The organism is Enterobacter cloacae complex sp. SYL001 (genome assembly GCF_049237025.1).
Classification (GTDB): domain Bacteria; phylum Pseudomonadota; class Gammaproteobacteria; order Enterobacterales; family Enterobacteriaceae; genus Enterobacter; species Enterobacter intestinihominis.
Genome location: NZ_JBMKJI010000014.1, coordinates 45,649 through 71,389, shown reverse-complemented (window position 1 = coordinate 71,389; position 25,741 = coordinate 45,649). Strand labels below are relative to the sequence as shown.

22 protein-coding genes are annotated in these 25,741 nt (G+C 53.9%); 17 read left to right on the top strand and 5 right to left on the bottom strand.

From position 1 onward, the window contains the following. Nucleotide 1: 1 nt before the first annotated feature. From ACOTZP_RS14195 to ACOTZP_RS14180, 4 genes are all read left to right on the top strand, one after another. Nucleotides 2-619 carry a DMSO/selenate family reductase complex B subunit gene (locus tag ACOTZP_RS14195; protein WP_017384545.1) on the top strand — a complete coding sequence of 206 codons (618 nt, stop codon included), beginning with the start codon at nt 2-4 and terminating at the stop codon, nt 617-619. Nucleotide 620: 1 nt separating this feature from the next. Further along, a complete protein-coding gene (locus tag ACOTZP_RS14190) occupies nt 621-1,484 on the top strand; it encodes a dimethyl sulfoxide reductase anchor subunit family protein (RefSeq protein ID WP_063854233.1) in 864 nt (287 codons plus the stop codon). 274 nt (nt 1,485-1,758) lie between these two features. Then, entirely contained in the window at nt 1,759-2,907 is a 1,149-nt protein-coding gene (locus ACOTZP_RS14185) for an MFS transporter (RefSeq protein ID WP_023305804.1), read from the top strand. A gap of 123 nt (nt 2,908-3,030) precedes the next feature. Beyond that, on the top strand, nt 3,031-3,552 hold the full coding sequence (locus tag ACOTZP_RS14180) for an anti-virulence regulator CigR family protein (protein ID WP_022647623.1): 522 nt from the start codon (nt 3,031-3,033) through the stop codon (nt 3,550-3,552). A gap of 36 nt (nt 3,553-3,588) precedes the next feature. Here ACOTZP_RS14180 and pflA read toward each other — a convergent pair whose 3' ends face one another. The 4 genes from pflA to ycaO all read right to left on the bottom strand — a co-directional run bounded on the left by pflA (nt 3,589) and on the right by ycaO (nt 9,890). Then, nucleotides 3,589-4,329, bottom strand: coding sequence for a pyruvate formate lyase 1-activating protein (gene pflA / locus ACOTZP_RS14175; protein WP_003858250.1), 741 nt, complete (start codon nt 4,327-4,329; stop codon nt 3,589-3,591). Between the two features lie 203 nt (nt 4,330-4,532). Continuing rightward, nucleotides 4,533-6,815, bottom strand: a complete 2,283-nt coding sequence (gene pflB / locus ACOTZP_RS14170) for a formate C-acetyltransferase (protein WP_022647624.1) — start codon at nt 6,813-6,815, stop codon at nt 4,533-4,535. 51 nt (nt 6,816-6,866) lie between these two features. Next, the gene (focA, locus tag ACOTZP_RS14165) at nt 6,867-7,724 is read right to left on the bottom strand and encodes a formate transporter FocA (RefSeq protein ID WP_017384832.1); all 858 of its coding nucleotides are present in this window, start codon (nt 7,722-7,724) and stop codon (nt 6,867-6,869) included. 405 nt (nt 7,725-8,129) lie between these two features. Further along, nucleotides 8,130-9,890: a 30S ribosomal protein S12 methylthiotransferase accessory factor YcaO gene (gene ycaO / locus ACOTZP_RS14160; protein WP_022647625.1), complete on the bottom strand. Its 1,761-nt coding sequence runs from the start codon at nt 9,888-9,890 to the stop codon at nt 8,130-8,132. A 127-nt stretch (nt 9,891-10,017) separates the two neighbouring features. On the opposite strand from ycaO, the gene ACOTZP_RS14155 reads away from it, so the two are divergent. The 13 genes from ACOTZP_RS14155 (at nt 10,018) to ACOTZP_RS14095 (ending at nt 24,928) form a co-directional block, all read left to right on the top strand. After that, a complete protein-coding gene (locus ACOTZP_RS14155; RefSeq protein ID WP_023299721.1) occupies nt 10,018-10,710 on the top strand; it encodes a DUF421 domain-containing protein in 693 nt (230 codons plus the stop codon). Between the two features lie 162 nt (nt 10,711-10,872). Next, nucleotides 10,873-11,961, top strand: coding sequence for a 3-phosphoserine/phosphohydroxythreonine transaminase (gene serC, locus ACOTZP_RS14150; protein ID WP_022647627.1), 1,089 nt, complete (start codon nt 10,873-10,875; stop codon nt 11,959-11,961). Between the two features lie 68 nt (nt 11,962-12,029). Beyond that, nucleotides 12,030-13,313: a 3-phosphoshikimate 1-carboxyvinyltransferase gene (gene aroA / locus ACOTZP_RS14145; protein ID WP_271075163.1), complete on the top strand. Its 1,284-nt coding sequence runs from the start codon at nt 12,030-12,032 to the stop codon at nt 13,311-13,313. A 185-nt stretch (nt 13,314-13,498) separates the two neighbouring features. Further along, nucleotides 13,499-14,182: a (d)CMP kinase gene (cmk, locus tag ACOTZP_RS14140; RefSeq protein WP_015570968.1), complete on the top strand. Its 684-nt coding sequence runs from the start codon at nt 13,499-13,501 to the stop codon at nt 14,180-14,182. Nucleotides 14,183-14,293: 111 nt separating this feature from the next. After that, nucleotides 14,294-15,967: a 30S ribosomal protein S1 gene (gene rpsA / locus ACOTZP_RS14135; protein WP_003858235.1), complete on the top strand. Its 1,674-nt coding sequence runs from the start codon at nt 14,294-14,296 to the stop codon at nt 15,965-15,967. Nucleotides 15,968-16,137: 170 nt separating this feature from the next. Next, complete coding sequence (ihfB, locus tag ACOTZP_RS14130) at nt 16,138-16,425, top strand: integration host factor subunit beta (protein WP_003858233.1); 288 nt, start codon at nt 16,138-16,140, stop codon at nt 16,423-16,425. A gap of 211 nt (nt 16,426-16,636) precedes the next feature. Then, nucleotides 16,637-18,901 carry a ComEC family protein gene (locus ACOTZP_RS14125; protein WP_271075164.1) on the top strand — a complete coding sequence of 755 codons (2,265 nt, stop codon included), beginning with the start codon at nt 16,637-16,639 and terminating at the stop codon, nt 18,899-18,901. A gap of 36 nt (nt 18,902-18,937) precedes the next feature. After that, nucleotides 18,938-20,686 (top strand): lipid A ABC transporter ATP-binding protein/permease MsbA, encoded by a 1,749-nt coding sequence (gene msbA, locus ACOTZP_RS14120; protein ID WP_003858227.1) that lies wholly within the window; start codon nt 18,938-18,940, stop codon nt 20,684-20,686. Then, nucleotides 20,683-21,660: a tetraacyldisaccharide 4'-kinase gene (gene lpxK / locus ACOTZP_RS14115; protein WP_063841441.1), complete on the top strand. Its 978-nt coding sequence runs from the start codon at nt 20,683-20,685 to the stop codon at nt 21,658-21,660. The genes msbA and lpxK overlap by 4 nt, the downstream gene beginning before the upstream one ends. Before the next feature lie 43 nt (nt 21,661-21,703). Continuing rightward, nucleotides 21,704-22,933, top strand: coding sequence for a winged helix-turn-helix domain-containing protein (locus ACOTZP_RS14110; protein WP_032676339.1), 1,230 nt, complete (start codon nt 21,704-21,706; stop codon nt 22,931-22,933). 45 nt (nt 22,934-22,978) lie between these two features. After that, entirely contained in the window at nt 22,979-23,161 is a 183-nt protein-coding gene (gene ycaR / locus ACOTZP_RS14105; protein ID WP_003858220.1) for a protein YcaR, read from the top strand. Further along, nucleotides 23,158-23,904 carry a 3-deoxy-manno-octulosonate cytidylyltransferase gene (gene kdsB / locus ACOTZP_RS14100; protein WP_023299728.1) on the top strand — a complete coding sequence of 249 codons (747 nt, stop codon included), beginning with the start codon at nt 23,158-23,160 and terminating at the stop codon, nt 23,902-23,904. The genes ycaR and kdsB overlap by 4 nt, the downstream gene beginning before the upstream one ends. Nucleotides 23,905-24,034: 130 nt before the next feature. Next, nucleotides 24,035-24,928: a YcbJ family phosphotransferase gene (locus tag ACOTZP_RS14095; protein WP_023299729.1), complete on the top strand. Its 894-nt coding sequence runs from the start codon at nt 24,035-24,037 to the stop codon at nt 24,926-24,928. Here ACOTZP_RS14095 and elyC read toward each other — a convergent pair. After that, entirely contained in the window at nt 24,905-25,684 is a 780-nt protein-coding gene (gene elyC, locus ACOTZP_RS14090) for an envelope biogenesis factor ElyC (protein WP_271075165.1), read from the bottom strand. The two genes, ACOTZP_RS14095 and elyC, sit on opposite strands and share 24 nt — an antisense overlap. Nucleotides 25,685-25,741 lie beyond the last annotated feature (57 nt).

Below are 25,741 nucleotides of genomic sequence, written 5' to 3'. Positions count from 1 at the left end.
GATGACAACCCAGTATGGATTTTTTATTGATTCCAGCCGCTGCACCGGGTGTAAAACCTGCGAGCTGGCCTGCAAGGATTATAAAGACCTGACCCCGGACGTCAGCTTCCGTCGTATTTATGAATACGCGGGCGGCGACTGGCAGGAGGATAACGGCGTCTGGCATCAGAACGTCTTCGCCTATTACCTGTCGATTGCCTGCAACCACTGCGAAGATCCGGCCTGCACCAAGGTCTGCCCGAGCGGGGCAATGCACAAGCGCGACGACGGTTTTGTGGTGGTGGACGAGGATGTCTGCATTGGCTGTCGCTACTGCCACATGGCCTGCCCGTACGGTGCGCCGCAGTATAACGCGGCTAAAGGCCACATGACCAAGTGCGACGGCTGCCACAGCCGCGTGGCGGACGGCAAAAAGCCCATCTGCGTCGAGTCCTGCCCGCTGCGCGCGCTGGACTTTGGCCCGATTGAAGAGCTGCGTAAAAAACACGGTCAGCTTGCTGCGGTCGCGCCGCTGCCGTCTGCGCACTTCACGAAGCCGAGTATTGTGATTAAACCTAACGCCAACAGCCGTCCGACGGGTGACACCACCGGCTACCTGGCAAACCCGAAGGAGGTGTGAGATGGGAAGTGGATGGCATGAATGGCCGCTTATGATCTTCACGGTCTTTGGGCAGTGTGTTGCAGGCGGGTTTATCGTCCTTGCGCTGGCGCTGTTAAAAGGGAACCTCAATGCTGAACAGCAGCAGCGTTTAGTGTTGAGCATGTTTGGCCTGTGGGTGTTGATGGGGATTGGGTTTATCGCCTCTACGCTGCACCTGGGCTCACCGATGCGCGCGTTTAACTCCCTGAACCGCGTAGGTGCCTCTTCGCTGAGTAACGAGATTGCCAGCGGCGCAATCTTCTTTGCAGTTGGCGGGCTGGGGTGGTTACTGGCAGCGCTGAAAAAGCTGCCGTCAGGGTTACGTGCGTTGTGGCTCATCGTCACCATGGTACTGGGCGTTGTCTTCGTCTGGATGATGGTCCGGGTGTACAACACCATCGATACCGTTCCGACCTGGTACAGCGTCTGGACGCCGATGAGCTTCTTCCTGACCATGTTTATTGGCGGGCCGCTGCTGGGTTATCTGCTTCTGCGTGTAGCTGGCATTAATGGTTGGGCGATGCGCCTGCTGCCCGCGGTCTCGCTGCTGGCACTGGTCATCAGTACCGTTGTAGCGCTTATGCAGGGAGCGGAGCTGGCGACGATTCACAGCTCTATCCAACAGGCTTCGGCGCTGGTACCGGATTACGGTTCTCTGATGGCCTGGCGTGTGCTGCTGCTGACGGCGGCGCTGGTGTGCTGGATTGCCCCTCAGCTTAAAGGTTACGCGCCTGCGCTACCGTTGCTGTCACTGGCCTTTGTGCTGGTGTTGGCAGGGGAGTTAATTGGTCGCGGCGTATTTTACGGTCTGCATATGACGGTCGGTATGGCTGTCGCCAGCTAATTTTAGATTTTGTTATAAAAAGCCGGGACATAGTGCCCGGCTTTTCTTTTTTCATTCATGAAATTTTTCGACTGATGTTTCGTTGTAAAAATTCCCGGAAATAAATAAAAACAAATAGATAATTAATATTGGTAGCAGGCTTTGCATTAGCAGGATGAGTTTTTTAAATCGACAAGGCGCATATCGTGCGTGACGCCTGAATCGGTGGATTGACTTTGTTTTTGCCAGTGGCATGATGCGCACGAAATCTGAACTTCCTCACGGTTTTTAATCCATGACCACCTATACCCGCCCGGTGCTTTTGTTGCTCTGTGGCCTGCTTTTGCTGACCCTGGCGATCGCGGTGTTGAACACACTCGTCCCGCTATGGCTCGCCCATGAAAACTTACCAACCTGGCAGGTGGGTATGGTTAGCTCGTCCTTTTTTACGGGCAATCTGCTGGGCACCTTATTAACGGGCAGCCTTATTAAGCGCTTTGGTTTTAACCGCAGCTATTATCTGGCGTCACTGATCTTTGCCGTCGGATGCGCCGGTTTAGGACTGATGGTCGGCTTCTGGAGCTGGATGGTCTGGCGCTTTATTGCGGGCGTTGGCTGCGCCATGATCTGGGTGGTGGTTGAAAGTGCGCTGATGTGCAGCGGCACGTCCCGTAATCGCGGGCGTCTGCTGGCGGCTTATATGATGGTTTACTACGTCGGTACCGTTCTGGGACAACTGATGGTCAGCAAATTCCCAACCGACCTGATGAGCGTTCTGCCATGGGTAACAGGGATGGTGCTGGCCGCAATTCTGCCGCTGCTCTTTACCCGTATCGTGAACCAGAGCAGTGAGCATCAGGAGGCCACGCACGTTTGGCCGATGCTGAGACTGCGCCATGCGCGCCTGGGGATTAACGGCTGTATTATTTCCGGGATTGTGCTGGGGTCGCTCTATGGCCTGATGCCGCTTTATCTCAACCATCAGGGCGTCAGCGATTCCGGGATCGGTTTCTGGATGGCGGTGATGGTCAGCGCGGGGATTGTCGGCCAGTGGCCGATTGGCCGCCTGGCGGACCGCTTTGGTCGTCTGCTGGTGCTGCGCGTCCAGGTTTTCGTGGTCATCATGGGCTGTCTCGCCATGCTCAGCAACGCCGCGATGGCGCCTGCGCTGTTCATTCTGGGGGCTGCGGGTTTTACGCTCTATCCGGTCGCGATGGCCTGGGCCTGTGAGAAAGTTGAGCATCACCAGCTGGTGGCGATGAACCAGGCATTGTTGCTGAGTTACACCATCGGCAGTTTACTGGGGCCGACTTTTACCGCTATGCTCATGCAAAATTACTCTGATAATCTGCTGTTTATCATGATCGCCAGCGTATCGTTTATTTATCTGTTAATGTTGCTGCGCAAAGTGGGCGAGCACCCAACGCCAGTGGCACATGCCTGATTAAATAAAAGCCTGTCGATGACAGGCTTTTTTGTCCCTGTCACATATAAGACTTTTACTTATTGTGAGTTTTTACTGCCTGGCGATAATTCAAATGAGTTCTACCACTAAAAGGCAGCAATCATGTCTACTCGTCGTTTTTCCACTACCGCACTTGCCGTAGTGTTGGCTTTAACGTTTGCAACGGCTCCGGCCATGGCTAATCCTGGAAACGGGAATGGCGGTGGCCACGGAAACGGTGGCGGACAAGGTAATAGCGGCAATCATGGTAACGGGAACGCTGGTAACCATGGTAATAAGCACAATACCGGCCAGGATAATCCAGGAAAATCGGATAAGAGCTTTAAAAACAGCAACGATGTTGGTCATGATGTTGACGTCCGCGTGAGCTTCGATCATGCCCGCCATCTGGCACTGAATTACGGCTTAACGGGCTACGACTCTCTGCCTCCGGGTATTGCGAAAAACCTGGCGCGCGGTAAGCCACTGCCTCCGGGCATTGCGAAGAAAACCGTGCCAGCCGATATGCTGGGTCAGCTTCCTTCTTATCCGGGCTATGAATGGCGCGTGGTGGGTGACGACCTGGTCTTAATTGCGCTGAGTACCGCGATTGTGACTTCCGTGATTAACGGCGTCTTTAAATAGAATATAAAAAGGCCCGGTTTTCACCGGGCCTTTTCGTTAATACATGACCTTGTGGCCATACTGCTCAAGAATACCTTTGACGCGCTCCATCGTCTCTTTTTTCGGCGGCTTCACGCCATCGAGCTTGTACTCTTCACCCATTGCCACCCATTTGTGTTTACCCAGCTCGTGATAGGGCAGGAGTTCAATTTTCTCCACGTTACCCATATCCCGGGTAAATTCGCCCAGACGATGTGCAGAATCATCATCATCTGACCAGCCCGGTACCACCACGTAGCGGATCCAGGTCTTGACGCCTTTGTTGGCAATGTATTTGGCAAATTCCAGCGTACGGTGGTTTGAGACGCCAACCAGATTCTGGTGGATCTCATCGTTCATCTGCTTGAGATCGAGCATCACCAGATCGGTCACTTCAAGCAGTTCATCAATAACCGGATCGTAACGGCGCACAAAGCCGTTGGTGTCGAGGCAGGTATGAATACCTTCTTTATGGCAGGCGCGGAACCAGTCGCGCACAAATTCAGCCTGAAGAATAGCTTCACCGCCGGATGCCGTCACGCCACCACCGGACGCGTTCATGAAGTGGCGATAGGTCACCACCTCTTTCATCAGATCTTCAACGGTGACTTCTTTACCGCCATGGGTGTCCCAGGTGTCACGGTTATGGCAGTACAGGCAGCGCATCAGGCAGCCCTGGAAGAAAGTGATAAAGCGGATCCCCGGGCCATCGACGGTGCCACAGGATTCAAAGGAGTGAATGCGACCAATAATTGACATTGCGGTGATATCTCCGAATTTGGCCCATCCGGGGGCCTATGTAGATGCACAGCTCAAAGGCTATGTCGAGTCTGTTTTGGCTGTTATCCATTAAGTATAGATAGCGGACAAAAGAGACTGATGAAGCGAGGGTGTTAAAAAGGCCCCACTTGCGTGGAGCCTTTATTGTACGCTTTTTAACGCGTGATTTCAGTCAATTCCACTTACATGGACTGAGTGAAAGTACGGGTGATAACGTCCTGCTGCTGTTCTTTCGTCAGGGAGTTAAAACGTACTGCGTAGCCAGATACGCGGATGGTCAGCTGAGGATACTTCTCAGGATGTTCCATCGCGTCGAGCAGCATTTCACGGTTCATCACGTTCACGTTCAGGTGCTGACCACCTTCGATGGACGCTTCGTGGTGGAAGTAACCATCCATCAGACCCGCGAGGTTAGTTTTACGCACTTCGTCGTCTTTACCCAGCGCGTTTGGCACGATAGAGAAGGTGTAAGAGATACCATCTTTCGCGTATGCAAACGGCAGTTTAGCAACGGAGGTCAGAGAGGCAACCGCACCTTTCTGGTCACGACCGTGCATTGGGTTAGCACCTGGGCCGAATGGCGCGCCAGCACGACGACCGTCTGGGGTGTTACCGGTTTTCTTACCATACACAACGTTAGAGGTGATGGTCAGAACAGACTGAGTCGGGATAGCGTTACGATAGGTAGTGAGTTTCTGAATTTTCTTCATGAAACGTTCTACCAGGTCAACCGCCATGTCATCAACGCGAGCGTCGTTGTTACCAAACTGCGGATATTCGCCTTCGATTTCGAAGTCGATAGCCAGACCATCTTCGTCACGAATTGGTTTAACTTTCGCATATTTGATTGCAGACAGGGAGTCAGCCGCAACGGACAGACCTGCGATACCACACGCCATGGTGCGAACGACGTCACGGTCGTGCAGCGCCATCAGAGAGGCTTCGTAGCTGTACTTGTCGTGCATGTAGTGGATGACGTTCAGCGCAGTGACATACTGCTTAGCCAGCCAGTCCATGAAGTGATCCATGCGCTCCATCACTTCGTCGAAGTTCAGAAGGTCGCCTTTGATCGGTTCAGACTTAGGACCAACCTGCATTTTCAGTTTTTCGTCAACGCCGCCGTTGATTGCGTACAGCATGGTTTTCGCCAGGTTTGCACGCGCACCGAAGAACTGCATTTGCTTACCAACAACCATTGGGCTTACGCAGCACGCGATAGCGTAGTCGTCGTTGTTGAAGTCCGGACGCATCAGGTCATCGTTCTCGTATTGCAGAGAAGAGGTGTCGATGGACACTTTAGCGGCGAATTTCTTGAAGTTCAGTGGCAGTTTTTCAGACCACAGAACGGTGATGTTCGGCTCCGGAGAAGGACCCATGGTGTACAGGGTGTTCAGGAAGCGGAAGCTGTTTTTGGTTACCAGCGTACGGCCATCTACGCCCATACCGCCGATAGATTCGGTTGCCCAGATTGGGTCACCAGAGAACAGCTCATCATATTCTGGAGTACGCAGGAAGCGAACCATACGCAGTTTCATGACCAGATGGTCAATCATTTCCTGAGCGTCTTGCTCGGTGATTTTGCCTGCTTTGATATCGCGTTCGATATACGCATCCAGGAAGGTGGATACGCGGCCGAAGGACATTGCTGCACCGTTCTGAGACTTAACCGCGGCCAGGTAGCCGAAGTAGGTCCACTGAATAGCTTCCTGAGCGTTGGTTGCAGGACCAGAGATATCACAGCCGTATTTAGCCGCCATCTCTTTGATCTGACCCAGCGCACGGTGCTGTTCAGCAATCTCTTCACGCAGACGGATAGTCGCTTCCAGGTTTACGCCGTTTTCCAGGTCAGACTGGAGAGAGACGAACTGCGCGTATTTGTCTTTCATCAGGAAGTCGATACCGTACAGCGCAACGCGACGGTAGTCACCGATGATACGGCCACGGCCATAGGCATCTGGCAGACCGGTCAGAACGCCAGATTTACGGCAGTTCAGAATGTCTTTGGTGTAAACATCGAATACACCCTGGTTATGGGTTTTACGGTATTCGGTGAAGATTTTTTTCAGCATTGGGTCCAGCTCGCGGTTATACGCTTTGCAGGAACCTTCAACCATTTTAATGCCACCGAACGGGATGATTGCGCGTTTCAGTGGTGCTTCAGTCTGGAGACCAACGATTTTCTCAAGGGCTTTGTTGATGTAGCCAGCATCGTGAGAAGTAATGGTAGAAGCAACGGAGGTGTCAAAATCAACTGGCGCGTGAGTGCGGTTTTCCAGTTTAACGCCTTCCATTACGCTGTCCCACAGCTTGGTGGTTGCGTCAGTTGCACCAGCCAGGAAGGATTCGTCACCTTCATACGGGGTATAGTTTTTCTGAATGAAGTCACGGACGTTGACTTCATTCTGCCAGTCACCTTTCGTAAAACCTTCCCAGGCTGTGGCTAACTTTTCATTAAGCTCGGACATGTAACACCTACCTTCTTAAGTGGATTTTTTATTTACTGCCTGAGACAACCATTAATGATGATCGCCGCCACGCAGGTAAATGACCCAGTATGTCAACCCAACTAACAGACCCCCACCGATAATGTTCCCGATAGTGACGGGGATCAGGTTATCAGTAATGAAATTCATAATAGTCAGGTGTGAAAAACTTTCCGGGGTTGAACCAACAGCAGTCCAGAACTCCGGGCTTGCAAAGTTGCGGATAACAATCCCCATCGGGATCATGAACATATTCGCAATACTGTGCTCAAAGCCGCTGGCAACAAACATCGCAACCGGCAGAACCATAATCATGGCTTTATCCATCAGGCTACGACCAGAGTAGCTCATCCAGACCGCCAGGCAGACCATCAGGTTTGCAAGGATGCCGAGAGCAACGGCTTCGATAAATGTATGGTGCATTTTGTGGTCGGCGGTTTGCAGGACGTTAAGCCCCCAGCCGCCGTTGGCGGTCATGTACTCGCCAGAAAGCCACATCAACAGAACAAAGAGCAGACAGCCAATCAGGTTGCCAACGTAGACGTTGAGCCAGTTGCGCCCCAGTTGACCCCAGGTAATTCTTCCGCTGGCTTTTGCCACAACAATCAGCACCGTTGAGGTGAAGAGGTCGGCGCCGCAGATGACGCAGAGGATCAGGCCCAGTGAGAAGCAAATACCACCAATCAGTTTCGCTATGCCGAAAGGCATCCCGGCAGTGCCGGTGGTGGCTGTGATATAGAAGACGAAAGCGATGGAGATGAACACCCCAGCCGTAATGGCCAGAAAGAACGTCGTCATCGGATGTTTCGTTGCTTTGTAGACACCCGCTTCTTCGGCAACTTTCGCCATCGCAGCGGGGAGTAATAGATCAAAAGGGTTGTCAGCTTTCACACTAACTCTCTCTTTATTAAGTCGGCGACGAGATACTAACAAAGCATTATAGAAGAGAAATTGATATAGATCATATCTCGCCTGGCTTATAGGCCCGCAGTGTGTATGGTTTTACAGCAAAAGCGGAGTAAGTATTTGATTATCCGTATAAAAATAAATTTTAAAAGTTATGAAAAGAGTTGAATTTTTTCCTTCAGCCTCCCGTGGAACAGTTAATTAAAATGGAGTATTTATTAGAATTAGTAACAGTAAAGCCCAGGTAAGCGTTTTTATATTTACCCGTGGTTAACTTAATTATTACAATTAAACGTCATTGCGGAAAAATAAAAAAAAGGGGCAATGAAATTGCCCCGTAATATAGCTCAGGCGATTGAATACGCCTACAGCCATTAATGTTATATGCGCTTATTTTGACCAGTAAGCGGCTTTAGCCTTCTGCAATTTTTCATACGCATTCAGCAGTGACTGATGCGCCGGGAAGGCTTTCAGATCGCTGTCAACCGCTTGCAGGCCATAGAACGGTTCTTCACCGCTCAGCGCAGCGCTGGCAGCTTCAACGGCATCTGCACCGTACATGCGGACGAAGGCGTTCAGATACTGCAATGGCTCGCGGTCGTCTTCCTGAGAAAGCAGGAGCAGCGTTTGCAGGCAACGGTAATAGTTAGTGCGCTCGGCGGAGAAGACGGACTGGTTAAACTCCATCGTCCACTCGGTCCAGGCCAAAGCCTGATCCAGATCGCCGCCCGCCAGCGCCAGCATCGCTTTTAGCTCGCCGATGCGCAGCGTGTACCAGCCGTTATCTTTTCCGGTTGCCAGACCCAGCAGTTCGCGTACGCGGGTGAAATCATCGTGTCCTTCTTCGTCCAGTTGGGCGATCAGGTTCAGATAATCTTCTTTATCCCACTCGCTGCCCGGCAGGGCCAGCAGGGTTTCACGCAGATGCGCGCCCATGCTGTTGTTCGCCAGCCACAGATCTTCTGCCGGATAGATGTCCGACATACCCGGCACAATAATACGGCACGCATAAACGCCGAGGTGTTCATAGTCGGCAATATAGACTTCCTGATCTTCCGCGTTGAAGATCGCCATCAGGGTGGCGAACTCTTCTTCCGTCGTACCGGCAAAGCTCCAGTCCACGAACGGATAGTCTGCGTCCTGTTTGAACATATCCCAGGAGATCAAACCGCTGGAGTCGATGAAGTGCGTTTCGAGGTTGGTGTGCTCGGCGACTTCTTCGTCATCAAAGGTTGGCGGGGTGAATACGTCGAGATCTTTCAGGCTACGACCTTGCAGCAGTTCGGTCACGGTACGCTCCAGCGCCACGCCGAAGTCCGGGTGCGCGCCGAAAGAGGCGAAGCAGGTGCCATTTGCCGGGTTAAACAGTACCACGCAGATAACCGGATATTTGCCGCCCAGAGAGCCGTCATAAGCAAAGATTGGGAAACCTTCCGCTTCCAGTTTGGCGATGGATTCCACCACGCCCGGGTAGCGCGCCAGCACGTCAGCCGGGATCTCCGGCAGGCTGATGGATTCAGCAATAATACGGTTTTTGATGTGACGCTCGAAAACTTCAGACAACCCCTGTACACGCGCTTCGTTACGGGTGTTACCGGCAGACATACCGTTAGACACATACAGATTGCCAACGATGTTCATTGGAATGTAAACGGTCTGCTCGTCAGACTGACGGGTGAACGGCAGGGCGCAGATACCACGATCCTCATTGCCGGATTGCAGGTCGATCAGCATGCTGGCGGTCAGTTCGTTTTCCGGATCGTAGAACGCGCGCAGGCGGGCATCGAGAATGCCTTCCGGCAGTTCGTCGTCTTCGGGTAGCGGGAACCATTTTTCGTTCGGGTAGTGAACGAACGGGCCGTTGGCAATCGTTTCACCCAGCCAGAAGTCGGCGAAGAAATAGTTGGTGGACAGACGCTCAAAATACTCACCCAGCGCAGAGGCCAGTGCCGCTTTTTTGGTCGCGCCTTTGCCGTTGGTAAAGCACAGCGCACAGTCTTTGTCGCGAATATGCACGGACCAGACGTGAGGCACCGGATTCAGCCAGGAGGCTTCTTCGATATTAAAGCCCAGGTCGGTCAGTTTCTGCTGGAAGCGAGCGATGGAATCTTCCAGAGCGGCGTCTTTGCCGGGGATAAACGTTTGAGTCATGGCGTTCACTTTTATCGTACGTAAAGCGCGCAATGATACGGGTTTTGCGTGACGGGTGCTATCTCCGGCGAAAATAAATGGCTGGGCTATGCTTATAAGCAGTAACCTACTGTTAAGGCATAAAAAAATGAAAGCATTTGATCTCCAGCGGATGGCGTTTGATAAAGTCCCACCTGAGTTTTTAGGCGAAGTGGCGTTGCGTAGCCTGTACACCTTTGTACTCGTCTTCCTGTTCCTGAAAATCACCGGACGTCGCGGCGTGCGGCAGATGTCACTGTTTGAAGTGCTGATTATCCTGACGCTGGGTTCGGCGGCAGGGGACGTTGCCTTTTATGACGATGTGCCGATGGTGCCGGTTTTTATCGTCTTCGTGACGCTTGCGCTGCTGTACCGGCTGGTCATGTGGCTGATGTCGAAAAGTGAAAAACTGGAAGATCTGTTCGAAGGAAAACCGGTGGTGATTGTCGAAGATGGTCAACTGGCCTGGGAGAATGTGCAAAGCGCCAATATGACGGAGTTTGAGTTCTTTATGGAGCTACGTATAAGCAGCGTTGAACAACTGGGGCAGGTGCGTCTGGCGATTATGGAAACGAACGGTCAAATCAGCGTTTATTACTATCCTGACGATGAGGTCAAGCCCGGCCTGTGCATACTGCCGGATATGCTTATCGAGCGATACAAAACCGTCCCTGATGCGGGCCAGTATGCCTGCATAAAATGCAGCCACGTGGTGGTCATGCAGGCGGGCGATCATCAATTATGCCCTCGCTGTACAAATCCAGAATGGACGAAGGTTAGCCGTGCTAAACGCATTACCTGACAGCGATATTGTCGGTTTTGCGACAACGGTACGGCAGATTGTTTTGTGTGACGAGGGGCACATTTCTTCGGCCATAAGTTTTAGACATTGCGGCGCGTGTCACTGAGTGATAAAACCGATATCCACAGTTATAACTTATGGCTTTTAGCGTGGTGAGGGGAAATGGCTCAAGTCTTTAATTTCAGTTCAGGTCCGGCAATGTTACCGGCAGACGTGCTCAAACAGGCTCAACAGGAGCTGTGTGACTGGAACGGTCTGGGTACGTCGGTGATGGAAGTCAGCCACCGGGGTAAAGCGTTTATTCAGGTGGCGGAAGAGGCAGAAAAGGATTTTCGCGATCTGCTGAACATTCCCTCGAACTACAAAGTATTGTTCTGTCACGGCGGTGGACGCGGTCAGTTTGCGGGTATTCCGCTCAATCTGCTGGGCGACAAATCCACCGCTGATTACGTTGATGCCGGCTACTGGGCGGCCAGTGCGGTAAAAGAAGCGCACAAATATTGCACGCCGAACGTTATCGATGCCAAAGTGACCGTTGACGGTATGCGCGCCGTGAAGCCGATGAGTGAGTGGCAGCTTTCTGACAACGCCGCGTATCTTCATTACTGCCCGAACGAAACCATCGACGGTATCGCTATTCACGAAGAGCCAGACTTTGGCGAAAATGTCATTGTGACGGCGGACTTCTCCTCCACCATTCTGTCCACGCCGCTGGACGTCAGCCGCTACGGCGTCATCTACGCGGGTGCCCAGAAAAACATCGGTCCTGCGGGTCTGACTATCGTTATCGTGCGTGAAGACCTGCTGGGGAAAGCCCATAAGTCTTGCCCGTCAATTCTGGATTACACCGTCCTGAACGACAACGATTCCATGTTCAACACTCCACCAACGTTCGCCTGGTATCTCTCCGGCCTGGTCTTCAAATGGCTGAAGCAAAAAGGCGGCGTGGCGCAGATGGACAAGATCAATCAGCAAAAAGCTGAACTGCTGTACGGCGTGATCGACAAGAGCGATTTCTACCGTAACGATGTCGCCAAAACTAACCGTTCGCGCATGAACGTGCCGTTCCAGCTGGCGGACAACAACCTGGATAACGTGTTCCTGGAAGAGTCCTTCGCGGCGGGTCTGCATGCGCTGAAAGGTCACCGTGTGGTAGGCGGTATGCGTGCCTCTATCTATAACGCGATGCCGCTGGAAGGCGTTAAAGCCCTGACTGATTTCATGATCGACTTCGAACGTCGTCACGGTTAATTGGCTGTTTTTCACCCCCGCAGCGTTCCTGCGGGGTTTTTATTATGTTGAGTTGAGAGTTGAGTTTCATGGAATCCCTGACGTTACAACCTATCGCGCGGGTAGATGGCACCATTAATCTGCCTGGTTCAAAAAGTGTCTCGAACCGCGCTCTGCTGCTGGCAGCTCTGGCAAACGGCACCACCGTCCTCACTAATCTGCTGGACAGCGATGACGTGCGCCATATGCTCAATGCACTGAAAGCGTTGGGCGTTCAGTACGCGCTGTCTGACGATCGTACCCGTTGTGAAGTCACCGGTAACGGCGGCGCATTACATTCCGCTGAAGCGCTGGAGCTTTTCCTGGGTAACGCCGGTACGGCGATGCGTCCTCTGGCCGCTGCGCTGTGTCTTGGGAGCAACGATATTGTGCTGACCGGCGAGCCGCGCATGAAAGAGCGTCCGATCGGCCACCTGGTCGATGCCCTGCGTCAGGGCGGCGCGCAGATTGATTATCTTGAGCAAGAAAATTACCCGCCACTGCGTCTGCGCGGTGGTTTCACTGGCGGTAATGTTGAGGTTGACGGTAGCGTCTCCAGCCAGTTCCTGACGGCACTGCTGATGACCGCACCGCTGGCTCCAAATGATACCGTGATTAGCATTAAAGGCGATCTGGTCTCTAAGCCGTACATTGATATCACGCTGCACCTGATGAAAACCTTTGGTGTTGAGGTGGAAAACCAGTCATACCAACGCTTCGTGGTGCGCGGGGCAAAGCAGTACCAGTCTCCGGGCAACTACCTGGTTGAAGGGGATGCGTCATCCGCGTCCTACTTCCTGGCCGCGGGTGCGATTAAAGGCGGTACGGTAAAAGTGACGGGTATTGGTCGCAACAGCGTGCAGGGCGACATTCGTTTTGCCGACGTGCTGGAAAAAATGGGCGCGGTTGTGACCTGGGGCGATGACTTCATCTCCTGTACGCACGGTGAGCTGAACGCCATCGACATGGACATGAACCATATTCCTGACGCGGCAATGACCATCGCCACCGCTGCGCTGTTTGCGAAAGGCACCACCACGCTGCGTAACATCTATAACTGGCGCGTAAAAGAGACTGACCGCCTGTTCGCAATGGCAACCGAGCTGCGTAAAGTGGGGGCGGTGGTAGAAGAGGGCGAAGACTACATTCGCGTCACGCCGCCGGCAAAACTGCAATTTGCAGAAATTGGCACCTACAACGATCACCGCATGGCGATGTGTTTCTCGCTGGTGGCGCTGTCAGATACGCCAGTCACCATCCTTGACCCGAAGTGCACGGCGAAAACCTTCCCGGACTACTTCGAACAGCTGGCGCGCATTAGCACCCTGGCCTGACGATCGTATGCCGCATCTCCTGATGCGGCATTTCCTTACGCTTTCTGACAGTCATCCTCTTTCATTTCTTCTACACTCTGCTTCAATCATTCCGTAATTTGCACGCAAAGGTAACAGTTGCGCACGTTGGCGCGTATAATGCGCGGCGTTCATGTAAACGGTATGCCTTAATTAAGGAGAAAAAGATGACGGCAATTGCCCCGGTAATCACCATTGATGGGCCAAGTGGCGCAGGGAAAGGTACTCTGTGCAAAGCGATGGCGGAAGCATTGCAATGGCATCTTTTAGATTCGGGAGCAATCTATCGCGTGCTGGCGCTGGCTGCGCTGCATCATCATGTAGATGTTGCGTCTGAAGAAGCGCTGGTACCGCTGGCTGCACATCTGGATGTGCGCTTTGTCTCTACTGATGGCAACCTTGAAGTGATCCTGGAAGGGGAAGATGTCAGCGGTGAAATCCGTACGCAGGAAGTGGCCAATGCGGCCTCTCAGGTGGCGGCTTTCCCACGCGTTCGTGAAGCGCTGTTACGTCGCCAGCGCGGTTTCCGCGAAGCGCCGGGGCTGATCGCCGACGGCCGCGACATGGGAACCGTGGTATTCCCTGATGCGCCAGTGAAAATTTTCCTTGACGCCTCTTCGGAAGAACGTGCTCAACGCCGCATGCTTCAGTTGCAGGAAAAGGGGTTTAGTGTTAACTTTGATCGCCTTTTATCCGAGATAAAAGAGCGCGATGACCGCGATCGTAACCGCGCCGTCGCACCACTTGTTCCCGCGCAAGACGCATTAGTGCTGGATTCAACCAGTTTAACTATTGAGCAAGTGATTGAAAAAGCGCTACAATATGCGCGCCAAAAACTGGCACTCGCGTAATCGCGACCGATTTAGCAGTACCCCCGCTGCAATGGATTGACGGCGGGTATGTGAAACAACCCCATCCGGCACGGAGCCAGGTGGACGTTAATATTAACCTGAAGATTAAACATGACTGAATCTTTTGCTCAACTGTTTGAAGAATCCTTAAAAGAAATCGAAACCCGTCCGGGTTCCATCGTTCGCGGTGTTGTTGTTGCTATCGACAAAGACGTAGTACTGGTTGACGCCGGTCTGAAATCTGAGTCCGCCATCCCGGCTGAGCAGTTCAAAAACGCCCAGGGCGAGCTGGAAATCCAGGTAGGTGACGAAGTTGACGTTGCTCTGGACGCAGTAGAAGACGGCTTCGGCGAAACCCTGCTGTCTCGTGAGAAAGCTAAACGTCACGAAGCATGGATCACGCTGGAAAAAGCTTACGAAGAAGCTGAAACTGTGGTCGGTGTTATCAACGGCAAAGTTAAAGGTGGCTTCACTGTTGAGCTGAATGGTATTCGTGCGTTCCTGCCAGGTTCTCTGGTAGACGTTCGTCCAGTCCGTGACACCCTGCACCTCGAAGGCAAAGAGCTTGAGTTCAAAGTAATCAAGCTGGACCAGAAGCGTAACAACGTTGTTGTTTCCCGTCGTGCCGTTATCGAATCCGAAAACAGCGCAGAACGCGATCAGCTGCTGGAAAACCTGCAGGAAGGCATGGAAGTCAAAGGTATCGTTAAGAACCTCACTGACTACGGCGCATTCGTTGACCTGGGCGGCGTTGATGGCCTGCTGCACATCACCGACATGGCGTGGAAACGCGTTAAGCACCCAAGCGAAATCGTGAACGTGGGCGACGAAATCACTGTTAAAGTGCTGAAGTTCGACCGCGAGCGTACTCGTGTATCCCTCGGCCTGAAACAGCTGGGCGAAGATCCATGGGTAGCTATCGCTAAGCGTTACCCAGAAGGTACTAAACTGACTGGTCGCGTTACCAACCTGACCGACTACGGCTGCTTCGTTGAAATCGAAGAAGGCGTTGAAGGCCTGGTGCACGTTTCCGAAATGGACTGGACCAACAAAAACATCCACCCATCCAAAGTTGTTAACGTTGGTGATGTAGTGGAAGTGATGGTTCTGGATATCGACGAAGAACGTCGTCGTATCTCCCTGGGCCTGAAGCAGTGCAAAAACAACCCATGGCAGCAGTTCGCGGAAACCCACAACAAGGGCGACCGTGTTGAAGGTAAAATCAAGTCTATCACTGACTTCGGTATCTTCATCGGCCTGGACGGCGGCATCGATGGCCTGGTTCACCTGTCTGACATCTCCTGGAACGTTGCAGGCGAAGAAGCAGTTCGTGAATACAAAAAAGGCGACGAAATCGCAGCAGTTGTTCTGCAGGTTGACGCAGAGCGTGAACGTATCTCCCTGGGCGTTAAACAGCTCGCAGAAGATCCGTTCAACAACTGGGTTGCACTGAACAAGAAAGGCGCAATCGTAAACGGTAAAGTGACTGCTGTTGACGCTAAAGGCGCAACCGTAGAACTGGCTGACGGCGTTGAAGGTTACCTGCGCGCTTCCGAAGCTTCACGTGACCGCGTTGAAGATGCAACTCTGGTTCTGAGCGTTGGTGACGACGTTGAAGCTAAGTTCACCGGTGTTGACCGTAAGAACCGTGCAATCAGCCTGTCTGTTCGTGCTAAAGACGAAGCTGATGAGAAAGATGCAATCGCAACTGTGAACAAACAGGAAGATGCAAACTTCTCTAACAACGCAATGGCTGAAGCTTTCAAAGCAGCTAAAGGCGAGTAAGTTCAGGTTCGCACCATCATTTGAGCTGTAACGCATTTACAGCGCGAAGGATGGAGAGCAGACTTGACAGATTGCAGGATTCGTCCTGTAATCAATAACAAAGGGCGGCTACGGCCGCCCTTGTTTAATAAGCTGTTCAGCTAATGGGTTTGAAAGGAACCGGAGGAATCATGACCAAGTCAGAATTGATTGAAAGACTTGCCAGTCAGCAACCGCATATCCCTGCCAAGGCTGTGGAAGATGCCGTTAAAGAGATGCTGGAGCATATGGCTACCACTCTTGCCCAGGGCGAGCGCATTGAAATCCGCGGTTTCGGTAGTTTTTCCCTGCACTATCGTGCACCACGTACCGGGCGTAACCCGAAGACTGGCGATAAAGTGGAGCTGGAAGGAAAGTATGTTCCGCACTTTAAGCCGGGTAAAGAACTGCGCGATCGCGCCAATATTTACGGTAACTGAGTTTAATCATCAGGGTTAAACTGAGTTTAAAGAAAGCACCTTAGGGTGCTTTTTTTGTATCCCGCCCTGCATTTCTGAATACGCGCCGCATTTAAATTTTCTCTTTGCTGTAAACGCTTAAAAACGTTGCAGCGCCCGCTGTAAATCACGCCTTTTCTGTCTGACGACGCATCAGTCCCGCCGCATAATCGCCTGAAACATGGAGGTGAAGATGGGGATCCACGTTATCAGTATGTGCGCCATTCTGGCCATAATCCCGCTCTATTGGTTACCCGTTTTGCCAGATTTGCATATTGTCTGGTTGCTGATTGCCGCAGGAGTTGCGTTATCCGTACAGAAGAGAAAATGGCTCAGGTTTTCAGGCCTCGCATTGCTTTTTATGTGCTGGGGGATCCTGGCCGCTCAGGAAAGCGTGTGGCCGATGAACCATTTAACGAAAGCACCGCAGCAGGCCGAGGTGGTCATTACCGCAACTGACGGCGCAACGATGCATCAGGGAAGGATTATCAGCCTCAATGGAGAACGCGTGTGGGCTGCCATGGGCGTGTCACTCTACGGCAACTACCTGCCTCAAAATGTCTGCGTGGGTCAACGCTGGGCGATGACCCTGCGGCTCAGGGCGGTACACGGAGAACTCAACGATGGCGGCTATGATTCGCAGAAAAACGCCTTTGCCCGACACCAGACGCTGAGCGGACGGTTTACCCATGCGGAGATTGTCGACGCACGCTGTAGCCTGCGTTCGCAATACCTGACATCACTACAGAATACGCTTTCAGCATATCAGTGGGGGCCCGTGATCCTGGGGCTGGGGATGGGGGAGCGGTTGTCGGTCTCGCGGGAGATAAAAAACCTGATGCGTGAGACCGGAACGATGCATCTGATGGCAATCTCGGGATTGCATATTGCGCTGGCCGCTTCTGTCATCTGGTTTCTGGCGCGGGGGATCCAATTTTTCCTGCCGGGCCGCTGGATTATCTGGCAAATCCCATTGCTGACAGGGCTGATTTTTGCCGCGTTTTACGCATGGCTAACGGGCTTGCAGCCGCCTGCGCTACGTACGGTTATGGCGCTTGTGGTGCTGGCCGCATTAAAAATGGGCGGTCGTCAGTGGTCGCCCTGGCAGGTATGGCTTACCTGCGTGGCGGCGATCCTGTTTTTCGATCCGCTGGCGGTACTGTCACAAAGCCTGGCGTTATCCGCGTTTGCGGTCGCCGCGCTTATTTTTTGGTATCAGTGGTTGCCTCTCCCGCACTGGCAACGTGGCCGGTGCCTGCGGCCGCTGGTTACGCTGTTGTATTTGCAGGTTGGAATGCTGCTGCTTCTGTTGCCGCTTCAGGTACTGATTTTCCATGGTTTCAGTCTCTCCTCGCTGGTGGCGAATCTGTTTGCTGTTCCTCTGGTAACGTTTATCTCAGTTCCACTGATCCTGCTCGGCATGTTTCTGCATCTGTTTCCGGTGGCGACGCTGGAAAGTATCGTCTGGCTGGCTGCCGATAAGTCTCTGGCAGGACTTTTCTGGCTATTGATGCGTTTACCGAATGGCTGGCAGGACGTGGATGAACGCTGGCAATACCTGACGTTACTGCCGTGGCTGCTGATCATTGGCTGGCGATTCAGGGCCTTCAGCGCAGTACCCGCAGTCTGTCTGGCAGGCAGCGTGGTGATGGCATTTCCCCTCTGGCACAGGATTAAAACTGACAGCTGGTCCCTGCATATGCTGGATGTAGGGCAAGGGCTGGCGATGGTCATTGAGCGTCACGGGAAGGCCATTCTGTATGACACCGGGCTGGCATGGCCCGGTGGGGACAGCGCGCAGCAGCTGATTATCCCCTGGCTACGCTGGCATCATCTGAGGCCGGAAGGGGTGATCCTGAGCCATGAACATCTCGACCACGCGGGGGGACTGGCATCGCTAAAAGCTGCCTGGCCTGCAATGTGGATCAGAAGCCCCTTAGCCTGGGCCGGACATCTTCCATGCTTTCGTGGACAGCGATGGCAGTGGCATGGGTTAACGTTCTCCGTGCATTGGCCACCCGAAAACACCCCGGCGAAAGGTAACAACCGCTCCTGCGTGGTAAAAATCGATGACGGCGAACAGAGCGTTTTACTGACCGGAGATATTGAAGCGCAGGCAGAACTGGCAATGTTGAGCCACCGCTGGCGTCAACTTGCGGCTACACTGATTCAGGTGCCGCATCATGGGAGTAACACGTCATCTTCAACACCGCTGCTACAGCGCGTGGAGGGGCAGGTTTCGCTGGCCTCGATGGCCCGCTATAACGCGTGGCGTTTCCCTTCCATCAAAGTAGTCAGGCGCTATCGAACTGAGGGATATCTCTGGCTTGATACCCCGCAGTCCGGACAGATAACTGTGACGTTTTCGCACCAAAGTCGGCAAATTCGCCGCTTACGTGAACACTATTTACCGCGTTGGTATCATCAGTGGTTTGGCGCGCCCGTAGATAACGGGTAGAATATGCGGCTATTTCAACAAATGCTGGTTTTTTGAATGCATAACGACAAAGATCTCTCCACGTGGCAAACGTTCCGCCGGCTCTGGCCGATGATTGCACCTTTCAAAGCAGGCTTGATCGTGGCGGGCGTAGCGTTAATCCTCAACGCAGCCAGCGATACGTTTATGTTATCGCTTCTCAAACCGTTACTGGATGACGGTTTTGGTAAAACGGATCGTTCAGTGCTGCTATGGATGCCGCTGGTGGTTATTGGGCTGATGATCTTACGCGGAATCTCCAGCTATGTATCCAGCTACTGCATCTCCTGGGTATCCGGTAAAGTGGTGATGACCATGCGCCGTCGGTTATTCAGCCATATGATGGGGATGCCAGTCTCATTCTTTGACAAACAGTCAACCGGTACCCTGCTGTCGCGTATTACCTACGATTCAGAGCAGGTGGCGTCGTCCTCTTCCAGCGCACTGATTACCGTTGTGCGTGAAGGCGCATCCATCATCGGTCTTTTTGCGATGATGTTCTATTACAGCTGGCAACTGTCGCTGATCCTTATTGTGCTGGCGCCGATTGTCTCCATCGCGATCCGCGTGGTATCAAAGCGTTTTCGCAACATCAGTAAAAATATGCAGAATACGATGGGGCAGGTGACTACCAGCGCCGAGCAGATGCTGAAAGGCCATAAGGAAGTGTTGATCTTCGGCGGTCAGGAAGTCGAAACCAAACGCTTTGACAAGGTCAGCAACAGAATGCGCCTACAAGGGATGAAAATGGTATCGGCCTCGTCGATTTCCGATCCGATCATTCAGCTGATTGCCTCTTTGGCCCTGGCCTTCGTCCTGTATGCAGCAAGCTTCCCGAGCGTCATGGAAACCCTGACTGCGGGTACCATTACCGTGGTGTTCTCATCCATGATTGCGCTGATGCGTCCGCTGAAATCGCTCACAAACGTCAACGCCCAGTTCCAGCGCGGGATGGCAGCCTGTCAGACGCTGTTCAGCATCCTCGATTCCGAACAGGAAAAAGATGAAGGTACACGCGTGATCGAGCGCGCTAAAGGTGACCTGGAATTCCGCAACGTGACCTTTACCTATCCAGGCCGTGAAGTGCCGGCGCTGCGTGATATCAGCCTGTCCATTCCGGCGGGTAAAACCGTTGCACTGGTCGGTCGTTCCGGTTCGGGCAAGTCGACTATTGCCAGCCTGATTACCCGTTTCTACGATATCGACCAGGGCGAAATCCTGCTTGATGGTCACGACCTGCGGGAATATACCCTACAGTCGTTGCGTAACCAGGTCGCGCTGGTTTCGCAGAACGTGCATCTGTTCAACGATACGGTGGCAAACAACATTGCGTATGCCCGTACCGAAGAGTACAGCCGTGAAGAGATCGAGAATGCGGCGCGTATGGCCTATGCGATGGACTTCATTAACAAAATGGATAACGGTCTGGATACGATCATTGGCGAAAACGGGGTGCTGCTCTCCGGTGGTCAGCGTCAACGTATCGCGATTGCCCGAGCGCTGCTGCGCAACAGCCCGATTCTGATCCTCGATGAAGCAACGTCCGCACTGGATACGGAATCTGAACGCGCTATCCAGTCGGCTCTGGATGAATTACAGAAAAACCGTACCTCGCTGGTTATCGCGCACCGTCTGTCGACCATCGAACAGGCTGACGAAATCGTGGTGGTGGAAGACGGCGTTATCGTTGAACGCGGCAGCCATGCGGACCTGCTGGAACAACGTGGTGTTTACGCGCAGCTTCATAAAATGCAGTTCGGTCAATGATTGCACGCATCTGGTCGGGTGAATCCCCTCTGTGGGTGCTGCTTCTCCCGCTCTCCTGGCTGTATGGCCTGGTGAGCGGTGCTATTCGTCTGCTTTATCGCATCGGGATCAAGCGCGCCTGGCGCGCACCGGTACCGGTCGTGGTGGTCGGCAACCTGACGGCGGGTGGAAACGGCAAAACGCCGGTGGTGATCTGGCTGGTAGAACAGCTCCAGAAGCGCGGTATCCGCCCGGGAGTTGTCTCACGCGGTTACGGTGGTAAAGCGGCGCAGTATCCACTGGTGCTGAGCCCAGCTACGACAACCGCTGAAGCCGGTGATGAGCCGGTACTGATTTACCAACGTACTGGCGCGCCGGTTGCGGTATCGCCGGTGCGCAGTGATGCCGTAAAGGCACTGCTTGCAGAGCATGACGTACAAATCATAATTACCGATGATGGTTTGCAGCATTACGCGCTGGCGCGTGACAAAGAGATCGTGGTTATTGACGGCGTGCGGCGTTTTGGCAACGGCTGGTGGCTTCCAGCCGGTCCAATGCGTGAGCGTGCGTCGCGCCTGAAGAGCGTCGATGCCGTGATTGTGAACGGTGGTGAAGCCAGAGCGAGTGAGATCCCGATGCATCTTCGTCCCGGAAAGGCAGTGAATATGCTGACCGGCGAGCGTAAAGACGTCGCGTTACTGGATCATCTGATTGCGATGGCCGGGATTGGTCATCCGCCGCGTTTCTTCGCGACGCTGGAGCAGTGCGGCGCGCGGCTGGAGAAACGGGTACCGCTGGCCGATCACCAGGCGCTGGTTGCCGAAGAGATTGAGAGGCTGGCCGCACCGGGCCAGACGCTGATCATGACGGAAAAAGACGCGGTAAAATGCCGGGCCTTTGCGAAAGAAAACTGGTGGTATCTGCCGGTTGATGCTGAACTCAGCGGCGAACAGCCGGAACATTTGCTCAAGGAACTGCTCGCGTTAGTGCAGTAACTTCTACGCGGTTCCGGTGGCGCTTTGACTGACAGGAAAACGCATGTCTCTACCGCAACTCTCACTTGCAGCCGCACGAAACCTGCATCTTGCCGCCCAGGGGCTTCTGAAAAAGCCCCGCCGCCGCGCACAGCCAGCGGATATCCTCTCTACCGTGCAACGCATGTCGTTGCTGCAAATCGACACCATTAACATCGTGGCGCGTAGCCCGTATCTGGTCCTGTTTAGCCGCCTGGGAAACTATCCTCCGCAGTGGCTGGATAATGCGCTAAGTCAGGGCGAACTGATGGAATACTGGGCGCATGAAGCCTGTTTTCTCCCGCGCAGCGATTTTGCACTGGTGCGTCACCGCATGCTCGCCCCGGACAAAATGGGCTGGAAATACCGCCAGGAGTGGATGGCGGAACACGCGGATGAAATAGAACAACTGATTGCCCATATTCAGGAAAACGGTCCGGTACGCTCTGCGGATTTTGAACACCCGCGAAAAGGCGCAAGCGGATGGTGGGAGTGGAAACCGCACAAACGCCATCTTGAAGGGCTGTTTACGTCGGGCAAAGTGATGGTGGTCGAGCGCCGCAACTTTCAGCGCGTTTATGACCTCACGCACCGCGTTATGCCTCACTGGGACGATACGCGTGACCTGCTGTCTCAGGACGCAGCCGAAGCCATCATGCTCGGGAACAGCGCCCGCAGCCTGGGCATATTCCGCCCACAGTGGCTGGCGGATTATTATCGCCTGCGTCAGCCGCAGCTAAAACCGCTGCTGGAAACGTGGCAGCGTGAACAGCGCGTGATGCCGGTCTCGGTTGAGTCGTTAGGTGAAATGTGGCTGCATGCGGATTTGTTCCCTCTGCTGGCACAGGCGCAAGAGGGCAAACTCCAGGCGACCCACAGTGCCGTGCTCTCGCCATTCGACCCCGTAGTCTGGGACAGAAAGCGGGCCGAACAGCTGTTTGATTTCAGCTACCGTCTGGAATGCTACACCCCGGCGCAAAAGCGTCAGTACGGTTATTTTGTTTTGCCGTTGCTTCATAAAGGGCAGCTTGTCGGGCGCATGGACGCTAAAATGCACCGTAAAACCGGCATGCTTGAAGTTATCGCGCTCTGGCTGGAAGAGGGCATAAAAGTCACGGCTGGCCTGGAAAAAGGGCTAACGTCTGCGCTCAGTGAATTTGCGCGCTGGCAGGGGGCGCATGAAATTGTACTCGGTCGCGTGCCTGCGGGGCTGTTTACGACCTGTCGAGGTGGCTGGGAAACAGGCACTCCCTGAAAAGGGAATGTGATAAGCTTTAGCGATTACCCATACGGAGGAACTATGGATCACCGTTTACTTGAAATTATTGCCTGCCCGGTGTGCAACGGCAAACTGTATTACAGCCAGGATAAACAAGAGCTGATTTGCAAACTGGACAGCCTGGCGTTCCCGCTGCGTGACGGTATTCCGGTCCTGCTGGAAAATGAAGCCCGTTCCCTGGTGGCAGAAGAGATCAAACCATGAGTTTTGTTGTCATTATCCCTGCGCGTTATGCTTCAACGCGCCTGCCAGGTAAACCGCTGGTGGATATCAACGGTAAACCGATGATTGTGCATGTCCTTGAACGGGCACGCGAATCGGGCGCCGGACGCGTCATCGTCGCCACCGATCACCCGGATGTCGCGCGAGCGGTTGAGGCCGCGGGTGGGGAAGTGTGCATGACCCGTGCCGACCACCAGTCAGGCACCGAGCGCCTGGCGGAAGTCGTCGAAAAATGCGGTTTCAGTGACGAGACGGTGATTGTGAACGTGCAGGGCGATGAGCCGATGATCCCGGCGGCTATTATCCGTCAGGTGGCCGACAACCTGGCCCAGCGTAAGGTTGGCATGGCGACCCTCGCGGTGCCGATTCACCACGCTGAAGAGGCGTTCAATCCGAATGCGGTGAAAGTGGTCATGGACGCAGAGGGCTACGCGCTCTATTTCTCCCGCGCCACCATTCCGTGGGATCGCGATCGTTTCGCGCAATCGAAAGAGACGATCGGCGAAACCTTCCTGCGCCACATCGGTATTTACGGCTACCGCGCCGGCTTTATTCGTCGCTATGTCGCCTGGGCACCAAGCCCGCTTGAGCATATCGAAATGCTCGAACAGCTTCGCGTACTGTGGTACGGCGAGAAAATTCACGTTGCGGTTGCCCAGGAAGTCCCTGGCACCGGTGTGGATACGCCTGAAGATCTCGATCGCGTACGCGTCGAATTGCGTTAATTCGCTGCCATCCCCTCGTTCTGGGGGGATGTTCTCTTCCTTTTCTTTTTCATTATTGATCTCGACCGGGTGACATCCGGGGTTCGCGCGCTCATTATAAAAGCAGTAGTCTTAATGGGGGTAATCTCATATGGAACAGCTGCGTGCTGAACTCAGCCATCTCCTTGGCGAACAGCTAAGCCGGGTGGAATGCGTGAATGAAAAGGCCGATACCGCACTCTGGTCGTTGTACGACAGTCAGGGAAACCCCATGCCGCTGATGGCCAGAAGTTTTACCTCGCCGGGCGTCGCCAGACAGCTGGCCTGGAAAATGTCGATGCTGGCGCGGGAAGGGACAGTCCGTATGCCGACGGTCTACGGCGTGATGACCCATGAGGAGCATCCCGGCCCGGATGTTTTGCTTATCGAACGTTTACGCGGGGTTTCTGTTGAAGCCCCGACGCGTACACCGGAGCGCTGGGAACAGCTGAAAGATCAAATTGTCGAGGCTCTGCTTGCCTGGCATCGGCAGGACAGCCGGGGTCTTGTTGGCGCAGTAGACAGCACCCAAGAAAACCTGTGGCCGCTGTGGTATCGCCAGCGTGTTGAAGTGCTGTGGGGCACGCTGAACCAGTTCAACAACACCGGTTTAACGATGCAGGACAAACGTATTTTATTCCGCACCCGGGAGTGTCTGCCGACGCTGTTTGAGGGTTTTAACGACAACTGCGTGCTGGTTCACGGCAACTTCACGCTGCGCAGTATGCTTAAAGACTCGCGCAGCGATCAGCTTCTGGCAATGGTCGGGCCGGGGATCATGCTCTGGGCGCCGCGCGAGTACGAACTGTTCAGGCTGAGCGAGGGCGGGGCGGCGGAAGATTTGCTCTGGCACTATCTTCAGCGCGCCCCCGTTGCGGAGGCCTTTCTCTGGCGACGCTGGCTCTATCTTCTCTGGGATGAGGTGGCGCAACTGGTCAACACCGGGCGCTTTAATCGAGCCAGTTTCGATCTGGCCGCAAAATCACTCCTGCCCTGGCTTGCCTGACGAACCCTTAAGCCACTGCCACAGGCGGCCAAGCGTCTCGTAACCGACGCGGTCGCTGTGCATCAGCCATACCGGGGACGGGATTATCCGTTCCCACGTGTTGAGCGGGGCGTCAATGGCCAGCTGGTTTGCCGGAGCAGGAAGCGGATGCAGGCCCTGATTCTCAAAGAAAATCATTGCGCGCGGCAGGTGTGAAGCAGAGGTCACCAGCAGGAACGGCACATCACCGATGGCTTGTTTCACCGCAGCAGCTTCTTCTTCGGTATCTTTTGGGCTATCCAGCGTGATGATGGCGGAACGTGGTACGCCAAGCGATTCAGCCACTCTTGCCCCTGCTTCAGCGGTACTTACCGGGTTGGTTTTTGCCGCAGCGCCCGTGAAGATCATCTTCGATCCCGGATTGGCAAGCCACAGGCGGATCCCCTCGTTCAGGCGCGGCAGGCTGTTGTTGATCAGGTTTGAGCTGGGGGCCCAGTTCGGATCCCAGGTATACCCGCCGCCCAGCACCACGATATAGCCCACCTTCTGTTTTCCCTGCCATGTAGGGTAGGTGTTTTCAATCGGGCGTAACAAACCGTCAGCGACCGGTTGCAGGCTGAGTAACAGCAGCGCCAGCCAGCCCACGGTGACGAGGGATTTACCGCTTTTCTGAAAGCGGCTAAACCATATCAATGCCAGCCCCAGCGCGATGAGAAGCAACAGCAGGGGAAGGGGAAGCATCATGCCTCCGATATATTTTTTTAGGGTAAAAAGCATCCTTTTTGGTTCCTTTTTTAACCATACAGCAGGCGATTGCCCGTGATATTACACCAG

Bases quoted from the DNA above. Each gene is read 5' to 3' on its own strand.
- ACOTZP_RS14195 (WP_017384545.1), top strand. From the start codon at position 2: ATGACAACCCAGTATGGATTTTTTATTGATTCCAGCCGCTGCACCGGG.
- ACOTZP_RS14190 (WP_063854233.1), top strand. From the start codon at position 621: ATGGGAAGTGGATGGCATGAATGGCCGCTTATGATCTTCACGGTCTTT.
- ACOTZP_RS14185 (WP_023305804.1), top strand. From the start codon at position 1,759: ATGACCACCTATACCCGCCCGGTGCTTTTGTTGCTCTGTGGCCTGCTT.
- ACOTZP_RS14180 (WP_022647623.1), top strand. From the start codon at position 3,031: ATGTCTACTCGTCGTTTTTCCACTACCGCACTTGCCGTAGTGTTGGCT.
- pflA (WP_003858250.1), bottom strand. From the start codon at position 4,329: ATGTCAATTATTGGTCGCATTCACTCCTTTGAATCCTGTGGCACCGTC.
- pflB (WP_022647624.1), bottom strand. From the start codon at position 6,815: ATGTCCGAGCTTAATGAAAAGTTAGCCACAGCCTGGGAAGGTTTTACG.
- ycaO (WP_022647625.1), bottom strand. From the start codon at position 9,890: ATGACTCAAACGTTTATCCCCGGCAAAGACGCCGCTCTGGAAGATTCC.
- ACOTZP_RS14155 (WP_023299721.1), top strand. From the start codon at position 10,018: ATGAAAGCATTTGATCTCCAGCGGATGGCGTTTGATAAAGTCCCACCT.
- serC (WP_022647627.1), top strand. From the start codon at position 10,873: ATGGCTCAAGTCTTTAATTTCAGTTCAGGTCCGGCAATGTTACCGGCA.
- aroA (WP_271075163.1), top strand. From the start codon at position 12,030: ATGGAATCCCTGACGTTACAACCTATCGCGCGGGTAGATGGCACCATT.
- cmk (WP_015570968.1), top strand. From the start codon at position 13,499: ATGACGGCAATTGCCCCGGTAATCACCATTGATGGGCCAAGTGGCGCA.
- rpsA (WP_003858235.1), top strand. From the start codon at position 14,294: ATGACTGAATCTTTTGCTCAACTGTTTGAAGAATCCTTAAAAGAAATC.
- ihfB (WP_003858233.1), top strand. From the start codon at position 16,138: ATGACCAAGTCAGAATTGATTGAAAGACTTGCCAGTCAGCAACCGCAT.
- ACOTZP_RS14125 (WP_271075164.1), top strand. From the start codon at position 16,637: ATGGGGATCCACGTTATCAGTATGTGCGCCATTCTGGCCATAATCCCG.
- msbA (WP_003858227.1), top strand. From the start codon at position 18,938: ATGCATAACGACAAAGATCTCTCCACGTGGCAAACGTTCCGCCGGCTC.
- lpxK (WP_063841441.1), top strand. From the start codon at position 20,683: ATGATTGCACGCATCTGGTCGGGTGAATCCCCTCTGTGGGTGCTGCTT.
- ACOTZP_RS14110 (WP_032676339.1), top strand. From the start codon at position 21,704: ATGTCTCTACCGCAACTCTCACTTGCAGCCGCACGAAACCTGCATCTT.
- ycaR (WP_003858220.1), top strand. From the start codon at position 22,979: ATGGATCACCGTTTACTTGAAATTATTGCCTGCCCGGTGTGCAACGGC.
- kdsB (WP_023299728.1), top strand. From the start codon at position 23,158: ATGAGTTTTGTTGTCATTATCCCTGCGCGTTATGCTTCAACGCGCCTG.
- ACOTZP_RS14095 (WP_023299729.1), top strand. From the start codon at position 24,035: ATGGAACAGCTGCGTGCTGAACTCAGCCATCTCCTTGGCGAACAGCTA.
- elyC (WP_271075165.1), bottom strand. From the start codon at position 25,684: ATGCTTTTTACCCTAAAAAAATATATCGGAGGCATGATGCTTCCCCTT.